The sequence below is a fragment of the Photorhabdus aballayi genome (genome assembly GCF_026153155.1).
Classification (GTDB): Bacteria; Pseudomonadota; Gammaproteobacteria; order Enterobacterales; family Enterobacteriaceae; genus Photorhabdus; species Photorhabdus luminescens.
This window is the reverse complement of the sequence record NZ_JAPFCD010000032.1, coordinates 13,666-25,735: the sequence shown is the minus strand read 5'-3', so window position 1 is coordinate 25,735 and position 12,070 is coordinate 13,666. Positions and strand designations below refer to the sequence as shown.

Annotated in this window: 9 protein-coding genes and 2 pseudogenes; 9 read left to right on the top strand and 2 right to left on the bottom strand. The window is 42.0% G+C overall.

Features of this window, described 5'->3' with window-relative positions:
* Positions 1-18: 18 nt before the first annotated feature.
* From OO184_RS25070 to OO184_RS15650, 4 genes and pseudogenes are all read left to right on the top strand, one after another.
* Positions 19-123, top strand: a pseudogene (locus OO184_RS25070) (PAAR domain-containing protein); the annotation flags it as partial.
* A gap of 26 nt (positions 124-149) precedes the next feature.
* Positions 150-911 carry a restriction endonuclease fold toxin 5 domain-containing protein gene (locus tag OO184_RS15660; protein WP_265379977.1) on the top strand — a complete coding sequence of 254 codons (762 nt, stop codon included), beginning with the start codon at positions 150-152 and terminating at the stop codon, positions 909-911.
* A 12-nt stretch (positions 912-923) separates the two neighbouring features.
* Positions 924-1,646 carry an Imm52 family immunity protein gene (locus OO184_RS15655; RefSeq protein WP_265379976.1) on the top strand — a complete coding sequence of 241 codons (723 nt, stop codon included), beginning with the start codon at positions 924-926 and terminating at the stop codon, positions 1,644-1,646.
* Between the two features lie 47 nt (positions 1,647-1,693).
* Positions 1,694-1,960 carry a PAAR domain-containing protein gene (locus tag OO184_RS15650; RefSeq protein WP_049584217.1) on the top strand — a complete coding sequence of 89 codons (267 nt, stop codon included), beginning with the start codon at positions 1,694-1,696 and terminating at the stop codon, positions 1,958-1,960.
* Between the two features lie 210 nt (positions 1,961-2,170).
* Here OO184_RS15650 and hmpA read toward each other — a convergent pair.
* Positions 2,171-3,364 (bottom strand): annotated as a pseudogene (gene hmpA / locus OO184_RS15645) (NO-inducible flavohemoprotein); the annotation flags it as partial.
* A 364-nt stretch (positions 3,365-3,728) separates the two neighbouring features.
* On the opposite strand from hmpA, the gene glyA reads away from it, so the two are divergent.
* The 5 genes from glyA to treC all read left to right on the top strand — a co-directional run bounded on the left by glyA (position 3,729) and on the right by treC (position 11,127).
* Positions 3,729-4,982 carry a serine hydroxymethyltransferase gene (glyA, locus tag OO184_RS15640; protein WP_265379974.1) on the top strand — a complete coding sequence of 418 codons (1,254 nt, stop codon included), beginning with the start codon at positions 3,729-3,731 and terminating at the stop codon, positions 4,980-4,982.
* Positions 4,983-5,296: 314 nt separating this feature from the next.
* Positions 5,297-6,442 (top strand): 3-phenylpropionate MFS transporter, encoded by a 1,146-nt coding sequence (locus OO184_RS15635; RefSeq protein WP_265379973.1) that lies wholly within the window; start codon positions 5,297-5,299, stop codon positions 6,440-6,442.
* 295 nt (positions 6,443-6,737) lie between these two features.
* Positions 6,738-7,685, top strand: a complete 948-nt coding sequence (gene treR, locus OO184_RS15630) for a trehalose operon repressor TreR (RefSeq protein ID WP_265379972.1) — start codon at positions 6,738-6,740, stop codon at positions 7,683-7,685.
* A gap of 148 nt (positions 7,686-7,833) precedes the next feature.
* The gene (treB, locus tag OO184_RS15625) at positions 7,834-9,255 is read left to right on the top strand and encodes a PTS trehalose transporter subunit IIBC (protein ID WP_265379971.1); all 1,422 of its coding nucleotides are present in this window, start codon (positions 7,834-7,836) and stop codon (positions 9,253-9,255) included.
* A 210-nt stretch (positions 9,256-9,465) separates the two neighbouring features.
* Complete coding sequence (treC, locus tag OO184_RS15620; RefSeq protein ID WP_265379970.1) at positions 9,466-11,127, top strand: alpha,alpha-phosphotrehalase; 1,662 nt, start codon at positions 9,466-9,468, stop codon at positions 11,125-11,127.
* A gap of 102 nt (positions 11,128-11,229) precedes the next feature.
* Here treC and suhB read toward each other — a convergent pair whose 3' ends face one another.
* Complete coding sequence (suhB, locus tag OO184_RS15615) at positions 11,230-12,033, bottom strand: inositol-1-monophosphatase (RefSeq protein ID WP_036812488.1); 804 nt, start codon at positions 12,031-12,033, stop codon at positions 11,230-11,232.
* Positions 12,034-12,070 lie beyond the last annotated feature (37 nt).

Below are 12,070 nucleotides of genomic sequence, written 5' to 3'. Positions count from 1 at the left end.
AAACGAGAGAGAACTTTTATGTCAAAAGCGGTTATTCTGTTAGGTGATACGACAGATCATGGCGGTAAGGTTATTACCGCTATTGATGAATATACTCACAATGGTGTGCCTATTATTGCAAAAAAATAAGATGAACAGGAGAAATTAATATGCCAATACCCTTATTAGCCCCTGTTGCAGTGGGTGCGGCTGAATATGTCGCCAGCGCTTGTGCCGGGGTATTAATTGCAGTCGGCATCATGGAAGCGGGTAAAGATAAATCCGTTATAGACGATGACGACATTCACCATAAGAAAACGGATTTTGTGATAAGCCCTGAAATCACCGACGAAGATCGAAATATTGTCTGGAGTGCCGAAGCCTATGCGGATTTTTGGGAGGACGATGATTTAGGGGAGGAATCCGTTGATACCAGTGCGGTTCAGACTAAAGCACAGTCTAAGACGGAAGAGTGTGAAAAAAAGGAAACTAAAAAAGAGTGTCAGGCTTGCCTGGCTATTCCGGTGACGAGTGAAAAGTATCGTAAAGTTAGTCGCTGGAGCGCCATCACGATTAACTATCAGCGATTTATTGCTAAAACTAAATATGACCCGGCCACACAAATGATGCAGGAGTTTCAATGTTTAAAAGTGACCTTTGATGGCTGGCGGCCAGCGTATTGCTTATTTCTGGAGGCTAAAGCGCGATATGACCAGTTTTTTAAGGATAATAAACCTAAAAGATGGTGGACGGGCAGTTATTCAGCTAGGAATCAAGCAGAAAGGCATCAAATGGTTTGTGATGCGCTAGAAGGAACACCTTTCGTGGAATGGCACTTTTTACAGCCCATCAGTTATGGATATTTTAAGGTACTATTTAGTAAATATAAAAATATCAGTGTCCACTATACCCCCTGCGATAATTTAGTTTAATCCGAGGTCAACATGGCGATAATCCGTTTAGAAATCAATGTATATTATCAACAGCAGGAAACCATTACCGCTAATACGGCATTAATAGACTTATTTAATATCACACGGCAAATTGACATCTTTTTTGGGCAGAAAAAGACTTGGTATTTAACTGGTTACTCCCGAAAGCAGGCTCTGCAACATGTTGTGTTTGATGAGCAGGGGCCAACTGGAGTTGCTATAAAAAGTTTCGAAAAAGATTACAAGAAAAATTTTCCGGCTCTTATTACTGGTATATGGGATGGTGAAAAGGATGAATTATCTAGTGGCATAGATTATAGCAAAATGCCAAGTGTTCGTCCTAACTGGGTTTGGCTGCAATTGAATCTAAATATTGACAGTCATCAGCTTGATGTATTGAGGTTAATTAATTTGGTTAGCTATTTGGCCTTGAGCCGTAATTCATCGAATATTCAGGTAGAGTCGAATGAATATACCTTAAAAGGCAAACAAGTTTTCCCTGATCGCCTCAGTGTTGGTTGGATGCTTTACCAGCCCCGTATTATTGATAAATCCTATCTGCCTATGGCGGAAGATGTGCTCCCTGTGTACCAGAATAATGAACAGATCGGCACTCTAATTATCACCAAAAAAGGAATTTTTGATGGAAGAAATCAGGATGATATTGATAAATCCAATGATGTTGAAATTCAATTGGTAAATCTGGGATTATTACCATTAATTACCGAAGTTTAATGGGAAAATGATGTTATTTACCAATCGAAAAACGAGGGAGAACTTTCATGTCAAAAGCGGTTATTCTATTAGGTGATACAACAGATCATGGCGGTAAGGTTATTACCGCTATTGATGAATATACTCACAATGGTGTTCCTATAGCAGGTCAAGAAGATTTGGTCGAGTGTCCTCAATGTAAAGGTGTATTTCCTATTATTCAGGGTTCTGGCTCTTTAAAATATAAAGGAAAACCTATTGCGCTTGAAGGAATGCAAACAGCTTGTGGAGCAAAATTAATTGCTAGTCAGAGTAAACTTACCCATGACTTTTGAAATCAATGGAGCTGACGTCCAATAGGACGGGCTCCATGATAAATAAACTCCATAAAGTCATCTAAAATAGTAATGAATTGGTTTTTTCAGCCACATTAAATACATTCAATACACATGAATATTAGAGCCTATAAATTAAATATAGTTTTTGTTTAGTTCGCTATATTGGCTATTATCGCCGCATAACATTTTTAATATTAAGCTGAAAATTTAAATCACTTTATGTGGACCAAAACATTCATAGTGAATAAATTGTTGATCAATTCCCATATCCAATAACTGTTTCGCTACATATTGCATGAAGGGAACTGGACCACAGAAATAGAAATGCATTTCTTCTGTTTTCAACGCTTCATTCAGAACTGTCAGATCCATAAAACCTTTATGTTGATAATGAATACCTTGTTGATCTTCATCCCTTGGTTCACGGTACCAAATTGTGCTAGCAAAATTTGGCATTGCTTGCGCCATTGTTGTGACTTCATTGCTAAACGCGTGATGGCCGCCATGTTCCGCTGCATGTAACCAATTAATTTGGCTATTATGGTTTTGCTGGTGGAGGTGATGCAACATACTCATCATGGGAGTCAAGCCAACGCCGGCAGAAATCAATGTAACCGGCGTTTCTGGTTTAATATCAAGGAAAAAATCACCGCGTGGGGCGGCTAGCCAGACGGTATCGCCTTCTTGCATCTTATCGTGCATATGGTTGGAAACAGTTCCTTGCGGCTCACGTTTAATTGCAATCTGGTAGCTGGAACCGTTTGGCGCCGCCGTCAATGAATACTGGCGAATTTCTCGGTTAGCAAAACTATTATCTTCCAGATAAATGCTCAGATACTGACCAGGTTTGTAATCCATCACTTTCCCGCCATCTTGTGGGACAAATTCAAAGCTGCAAATGACATCGCTTTTTAGCTCTTTCCGGTTGATACGGAATGGGCGCAAACCACGCCAACCGCCATCGGTTGATTCGCCGTTATGATAGATTTGCTCTTCGCGATTGATAAAAACATCAGCGAGTACGCCATAAGCTTTTCCCCAGGCATCCAGAATTTCATTTCCCGGCTGGAACATTTCATCCAATGTTGCCAACAGATGAGTACCGACAATTTGATAATGCTTTGGTTGAATATTCAGACTAGCGTGTTTATGAGCGATTTTTTCCACTGCCGGTAGTAGCACCTCTAAGTTATCAATATTGGCTGCATAGGCGCAGATCGCATTGAACAAGGCTTCACGTTGATCGCCATTAAGTTGATGGCTCATATTAAAAATATTTTTCAGCTCAGGGTTATGTTTAAACATCCGTTCATAGAAGTGTGCTGTCAGTTTTGGACCAGTGGCGGAAAGGAGGGGAATAGTTGATTTGACAGTTGCAATAGTTTGGCTATCCAGCATGGTGAAGCTCCTGAATTTCTTTCAAGTGGGTAATGAAAGTTATAACATATATTTTAAATACAACTTATACCCTTTTTGGGGTTTTGTAAATATAGAAGGCGGTCTTTATGGTGAGAAAAACATGCCTAAAAGATATTTACCCTAAGTAATTGTTTATTTTAGGTCATAAATTCCGACGAAGAGGAAAAATACAGCGCAATTTTCATTATGCTATTTAGCGCCGATACCTCGCTTGCAATAGATATGCAATCGTTTGCGTAAAATATTTTGTCAAGACTATCTCATTCGGTGAAAAGGGTTTACACTGTGTGCCATTCGGCCCCTTGGGGTGTTTTTGAAGAGAAGTTAGCTGAGTCAGGAGAACCCAATGTTAAAGCGTGAAATGAATATTGCTAGTTATGATCCCGAACTATGGCAGGCGATGGAGCAGGAAGTTGTTCGTCAGGAAGAACATATTGAGTTAATCGCTTCTGAAAACTATACCAGCCCAAGAGTTATGCAGGCACAAGGCTCTCAACTTACTAACAAATATGCTGAAGGTTATCCGGGTAAACGCTACTACGGTGGCTGTGAATATGTAGATGTTGTTGAACAATTAGCTATCGATCGTGCGAAGGCGCTGTTTGGCGCTGATTATGCCAACGTTCAGCCACACTCTGGTTCTCAGGCGAATGCGGCAGTTTATATGACTTTATTGCAACCGGGCGATACGGTTCTGGGGATGAATTTGGCGCATGGCGGTCATTTGACTCACGGCTCTCCAGTTAACTTCTCTGGTAAGTTATATAACGTTGTGCCTTATGGCATCGATGAGAGCGGTAAAATCGATTATGACGATATCGCGGCACAAGCTCAAAAACACCAGCCAAAAATGATTATCGGTGGTTTCTCGGCTTACTCCGGTGTGGTTGACTGGGCAAAAATGCGTGAAATTGCAGACAGCATTGGTGCTTATCTGTTCGTTGATATGGCGCATGTTGCTGGTTTGATCGCCGCAGGCGTGTACCCGAACCCGGTTCCTCATGCTCACATCGTTACGACCACGACCCATAAGACACTGGCCGGCCCACGTGGTGGTTTGATTCTGGCGAAAGGCGGCGACGAAGAGCTGTATAAGAAACTGAATTCTTCTGTGTTCCCTGGTTGTCAGGGTGGGCCGCTGATGCATGTTATTGCAGGTAAAGCGGTGGCATTGAAAGAAGCAATGGAGCCAGAATTCAAAGCGTATCAACATCAGGTGGCTGATAACGCGAAAGCTATGGTTGAAGTGTTTTTGGCACGTGGTTACAAAGTGGTATCTGGTGGTACGGAAAATCACCTGTTCCTGTTGGATTTGGTTGATAAAAACATCACGGGTAAAGATGCTGATGCTGCGTTGGGTCGTGCAAATATCACGGTAAACAAAAATAGTGTGCCTAATGATCCGAAGAGCCCATTTGTGACTTCTGGTGTGCGTATCGGTACGCCTGCGATTACCCGTCGTGGCTTTAAGCAAGCTGAAGCACGTGAATTGGCTGGCTGGATGTGTGATGTATTGGACAACATCAATGATGAAGCGACCATTGAAGCCATTAAGCAGAAAGTTTTGACTATTTGCGCAAAATATCCGGTTTACGCATAAATTAAAATTTCAATAAATCATTATATACCCTATGGATTTCAAGATGCATCGCGACGGCAAGGGAGCGAATTCCCGGGAGCATAGGGAACTATGTGACCGGGGTGAGTGAGCGCAGCCAACAAAGAGGCAACTTGAAAGATGACGGGTATAAAACCTGCTCCGGCTAACATTGTTTGCTTAAGTGAGAAATTGAAGAGTGATGTGTGGATATTCCTTGGGGAATATCCATTTCAAGATAACTCTCAATATCTAATTTCTTGAGCTAACTAAGTTAGTTAAGGGCGGGTTTTTTGCATTTTTTACCAGGGGGACTAATGGTTATTCAATCGACGCGCTGGCTGGCGTTAGATTACTTCACATATTTCTTTTCTTACGGGATATTTTTACCTTTCTGGGCAACCTGGCTCCAGGGTGAAGGTATAGAGCACGATATGATCGGGGTTATATTAGGTGTAGGCTTAATTTCCCGTTTTTTAGGCAGTTTATTGATTGCGCCTACAGTTAAAGATCCCGCAAAACTTATTTCTGCACTGCGTATATCAGCATTGATAACCTTTATTTTCGTTGTTGGTTTTACATTAGGAAATCATTGGGCATGGCTCCTATTTGTCATGATTGGTTTCAACCTATTTTTTTCGCCGATGATGCCATTGAGTGATGCGTTGGCGGGAACATGGCAAAAGCAATTTCCTTTTGATTACGGCAAAATACGGGTTTGGGGTTCAATTGCCTTTATTATCAGTTCAGCATTAACTGGGGAATTAATCTCTGTTTGGGGACATCGTGCCATCCTCATCACGATATTGTTTAGCGTCTTCTCTACGTTATTGGTGACATTACTTCGGCCCTCTATCATGCCGGTTGGTGAAGCCAAATCCGCTAAAGTGGATGTCGTGTCATTTAAACAGTTGTTGTCTGAAAAATCGGTACGTCGATTCCTGTTATGTGTGGCTTTATTGCAGGGCGCCCACGCGGGATATTACAGTTTCAGCGCAATTTACTGGGGAAACGCGGGTTATTCTGCCTCGGTAATCGGTTATCTCTGGTCATTGGGCGTAGTGGCTGAAGTGATTATTTTTACTCTGAGTAATAAATTATTTCGACGCTGGAGCGCCCGTAATCTTCTGCTGCTTTCTGGTATCTGTGGTGTTGTTCGCTGGGGATTGATGGGAACATTCACCTCATTACCGGTGTTGATCATCATTCAAATCTTGCATTGTGGTACGTTCACTGTCTGCCATTTGGCAGCGATGCGTTTTATCGGTTCGAGAAAGGAAGGAGAAATTGTGCGTTTGCAAGCGGCTTATTCCGCATTGGCGATGGGGGGCGGTATCGCTGTCATGACGGTAATTGCCGGATTTATGTATGATTATCTGCACAGTGGCATTTTCTGGATGATGGCTTTGGTTGCTTTTCCTGCTATCTTCTTGCGACCACAGGTTAAAGCTTATAATTATTAACAATATAAATTTACTGCCTATCCCAATAAGGCTATTTTATTTGCCGTTCTTTGCCATAAAGAGCGAACTTGGGCAGTGCTCAGACATTGAACGCACGTTAGTGCGGCCCGTAGGGCGAGCGGAGCGAGTCATCCTCACGTACTACGTGTACGCTCCGGTTTTTCCGTGCTGTCCGTGTTCACTGTTCATTTATAAGAATGGCCTGCAATAATTACGCCTATTGGGACAGGCACTTAGTTTCTTACAATATTTTTGTAAGAAACTAAAGACCTCAATAATATTTTTATGAGATATCATGTCGAATAAATTAACAATAAAAGATATCGCTCGCTTGGCTAATGTCGGTAAATCAACAGTCTCGCGGGTATTAAACAATGAAAATAGCGTAAGTCCACAAGTACGTGAAAGAGTTGAAGCGATTATTCAACAAAATAATTTTATTCCATCTAAGTCAGCAAGAGCGATGCGAGTAAAAAGTGACAAAATTATTGCTTTAATTGTGTCGCGTCTGGGATCTTTTTCAGAGAATTTATCGATAAGTACTATGTTGCCTCTGTTTTACCAGCATGGTTACGATCCGATTATTATGGAAAGTAATTTTGATCCACTGCTATTACAGGAACATCTACGTCAGTTGGCATTACGTCATGCAGATGGCATTATTTTGTTCGGTTTTACCGGATTGCCAGAAGAGCTTCTCTGCCCTTGGCGTGACAAAATAGTGGTATTTGCCCGTGAATATACCGGTTTTTCTTCTGTATGTTATGACGATATTGGCGCTGTCCGTTTATTGATGAATGAATTCTATCGGCAGGGGCACAGAAATATCAGTTTTCTCGGCGTAGACGATTGTGATACCACAACAGGTTTGCTTCGCCATCAATCCTATCTGGCTTGCTGTGAACAGAAAGATTTGCGCCCGCTTTCTGTTCAATGTGATTTAAGCTATCAGAGTGGGTTTCAGCATGTTAATAAGGTATTGAGAGAGAAAACAACAGCTTTAATCTGTGCAACCGATAGTTTGGCTTTAGGTGCATATAAATATTTGCAGCAGAATAATCGGGAAGATATACAAATAGGTAGCATTGGTAATACGTCTTTATTGAATTTTTTATACCCTAACACGCTTTCTATTGACTTGGGTTATAGTGAGGCAGGTAAATATGCAGCCGGTCAATTAATCGCGCAAATAAATCGCCAATACGCCAAACAACAAGTAATCATTCCGAGTAAGTTGGCTTAAAAATAAGAAATATTGCTGTCTCAATGTGATCTTCAACCCATTTTTGGGAACGTTCCCATGACAAGCATAAGCAAATGATATTAGGATGAAATTAGTTTACTAAGCATGCTAATTAGTAATTGATATTCACTTATGATGACTGGCTATTATGAAAAACAAAATAAATTCTAAAGATATAGAAAAACTAATTACATTAATCGGTGGTTGTGAAAATATAGCCAGTGTAACTCATTGTATTACCCGATTGAGGTTTGTATTAGTAGAACCAGTTAAAGCCAAGCCAGATGAGATAAAAAATTTACCGATGGTTAAAGGCTGTTTTACCAATGCAGGGCAATTTCAGGTAGTGATAGGCACGAATGTTGGTGATTATTATCAGGTTTTAAATAGTTGTCTTGGTCAATCTGAACTGAATAAAAAAGATAAACAACAGGTTGAAAAGCAAAATATGAAATGGCAAGAGCGCTTCATTTCTAAGTTTGCGGAAATATTTTTTCCTCTCTTACCTGCATTAATTAGCGGCGGGCTTGTTCTAGGTTTCCGTAATATTATTGGTGATATTCCTTTTAGCGAAGGTAAAACTTTAGCTCAAATGTATCCCGTTTGGAAAACGATATATGATTTTTTATGGTTGTTAGGAGAGGCAATATTCTTCTATCTGCCAGTGGGTATTTGTTGGTCGGCGGTTAGGATGATGGGTGGAACACCGATATTAGGCATTATATTGGGAATAACATTGGTTTCGCCGCAATTAATGAACGCTTATCACTTAGGGCAACAAATCCCTGAGTTATGGAATTTTGGCTTGTTCACAATTGGAAAAGTGGGTTATCAGGCGCAGGTTATTCCGTCACTTTTGGCGGGTATTACTTTGGGGTGGATTGAAGTTCAGTTAAAGCGGGTGGTTCCTAGTTATCTCTATTTAGTTATTGTTCCGGTCGTCTCGTTAATATTGGCAACCTTTTTAGCACATAGCCTTATTGGGCCATTTGGTCGGTTACTTGGCGATGGAGTAGCTTGGGTTGTTAAGGCGTTGATGACCGGAAGTTTTGCTCCTGTTGGGGCAGCTTTATTTGGATTCTTTTACGCGCCGTTGGTGATTACCGGTATCCATCAAACTACATTAGCTATAGATATGCAGATGGTTCAAAGTATAGGTGGAACACCGATTTGGCCTATTATTGCATTATCCAATATTGCTCAGGGATCAGCGGTTGTTGGTATTATTTTAGTCAGCAAAAAGCATAATGAACGTGAATTATCCGTACCTGCGGCTATCTCCGCCTATTTAGGGGTCACTGAGCCGGCAATGTACGGTATTAATATTAAATATCGATTCCCTATGCTCTGCGCCATGATTGGTTCTGGTTTAGCCGGGTTGATTTGTGGGTTGAGTGGTGTATTGGCAAACGGTATTGGTGTGGGTGGTCTGCCAGGCATTCTTTCGATTAAACCGCAATTTTGGCTAATTTACGCATTAGCTATGCTTGTCGCCATTATTGTTCCGTTGATTCTCACGACCCTTGTTTATCGAAAGAAGAATATGACCGGTATGTTAGCCGTTGAATAATATTATTAAATCTTTACAAATAACGGATATAAAAATAGCCAATTGGGTTATTTATACCTAATAGATTTCGAGTTGCAGCGCGGCGGCAAGTGAACGAATCCCCAGGAGCATAGATAACTATGTGACTGGGGTGAGTGAAAGCAGTCAACAAAGCAGCAGCTTGAAAGATGAAGGGTATAATTCAGGAAATATATTGATAAGGTGTTTTTGATGAACAAAATCATTCCGTGGTGGTTACAAGGCGTCATCTATCAGATATATCCTAAGAGTTTCCAGGATACGACGGGTAGCGGAACAGGCGATCTTAACGGCATTACTTACCGGCTTGATTATTTGAAGAAACTGGGCGTAGATGCTATTTGGGTGACGCCTTTTTACCTCTCGCCACAGGTAGATAACGGTTACGATGTCGCTGATTATTGTGCGATTGACCCGGCTTACGGCTCAATGGATGATTTTAAGCGTTTGGTTGATGAGGCGCATCAACGCGATATCCGTGTCATTGTGGATATTGTTTTCAACCATACCTCAACTCAACATCCTTGGTTCAAACAAGCGCAGAATATTGATAGCCCTTATCGGCAATATTACATCTGGCGGGATGGGGTGCCTGAAACCCCGCCTAATAATTGGTTGTCGAAATTTGGCGGCAATGCTTGGGCGTGGCATGAGGAGAGCAAACAATATTATTTGCACCTGTTTGCTGTCGAGCAGGCGGATCTAAACTGGGAACATGAGCCAGTACGGGCTGAGTTGAAAAAGATTTGTGAATTCTGGGCTGGCCTTGGCGTTGATGGCTTCCGGTTGGATGTCATCAACTTGGTTTCTAAGCAGCAGGATTTTCCTGAAGCAACTCAGGGCGATGGGCGTCAGTTCTACACCGATGGCCCACGTATTCATGAGTTTCTACAAGAAATGAACAGAGAAGTATTCCAGCCAGCCGGAGTAATGACGGTTGGGGAAATGTCTTCTACTTCATTGGAACATTGTCAGCGCTATTCTTCATTGGATGGTGAAGAGTTGTCGATGGTTTTTGCTTTCCATCACTTAAAAGTCGATTACCCCAATGGCGAAAAGTGGGTTGCAGCGCCACCCGATTTTATTGAATTGAAGAAAATTTTTGCCAAGTGGCAACAAGGCATGCATCAACAGGCATGGAATGCGCTGTTCTGGTGTAATCACGATCAGCCGCGTATTGTTTCACGCTTTGGCGGTGAAGGTGTTTGGCGGGTGCCGTCCGCTAAAATGTTGGCAATGGTACTACATGGTATGCAAGGAACCCCTTATATCTATCAAGGGGAAGAGTTGGGGATGACTAACCCTCATTTTTGCCAAATTGAAGCGTATCGAGATATAGAAAGTTTAAATATTTATCAAGAGAAGATTGAGCAGGGCAATGATAAGCAGCAAATCTTATCGGTCCTGGCAAAGAAATCTCGTGATAATGGGCGAACGCCGATGCAATGGGATACGACTTCCAATGCTGGATTTACTCAAGGGGAACCGTGGATAGCGTTGAATAGTGATTATCAGGAAGTGAATGCTGAAAACGCTATGCAGGATGAGGATTCAGTTTTTCATTGTTATGCACGCTTAATCAAGCTGCGTAAGGAGTATCCTGTATTGACTTATGGCAGCTATGAAGATTTGTTGCCGTCTCACCCTTGGCTATGGTGTTATGTTCGCCGTTGGGAGAACCAAACATTGTTGGTTATTGCTAACCTCAGCGCGGAAGTGCAAGAGTGGTCGTTGGATGCTGCTTTATCCGATTGTTCATGGGTGAAATTGATGGGGAACTACCCTGAAAACCAATTGCCGACAAAAAATATGCAGTTACAGCCTTATGAAGCTGTTTATTGGTTAGCAGAGTAACAATGGTCTTTATTGTTAGTTAAATGAATCGCAGGGTAGACCGCACTTTTTGCGGCCTACCTAAATTACCATCTGGCAATGTTTATTTAGAATTCATTTGAATTAACGTTTCAATGCTTCTGATAATTCATCACGCATTTCAGCCAGAATATCTTTAACAACGCGTGGATTACCGGCAACAAGGTTGCCAGAATGAATATAATTATGACCGCCGACGAAATCAGTTACGATACCGCCAGATTCACGAACTAACAGCTCGCCACCCATAAAATCCCACGGTTTTAGGCCAATTTCAAAGTAACCATCTACCCGACCAGCCGCAACATAAGCCAGATCCAGTGCAGCCGAGCCGGTACGACGGAAATCAGCGCAACGAACAAATAATTTACCCAACGTATTAATAAAAACAGTGGAATGATGTTTTGCTTTGAATGGGAAACCTGTTGCCAGAATAGTGCCATCCAAGTCGCGGGCATTAGTGCCACGCAGACGGTAGCCATTCAACTGCGCCCCTTGACCGCGGGTTGAGGTGAAAAGCTCATTACGCATTGGATCGTAAACAACTGCAACTTCGGTACGGCCTTTAATGCGTACTGCAATGGAAACCGCGAAGTGCGGGAGGCGTTTGATAAAGTTGGTCGTGCCATCCAGTGGATCGATTACCCATTGAATATCAGCCTCTTCGCCTAACAGCTCGCCACTCTCTTCGGTAATAATCGAGTGCTTGGGATAAGATTTGCGAATAACGTCGATAATGAGTGCTTCTGCGGCTTTGTCAACGTTGGTAACAAAGTCGTTGCTGCCTTTTTGGCTAGCTTCAACCGCATCGGGAGTTTCATAATTTTTGGCAATTAGATTGCCGGCTTTACGCGCTGCGCGTATGGCGATGGTCAGCATCGGATGCATGGGATATCTTCCACCAGGATGTTAAAGAACGGGTAAT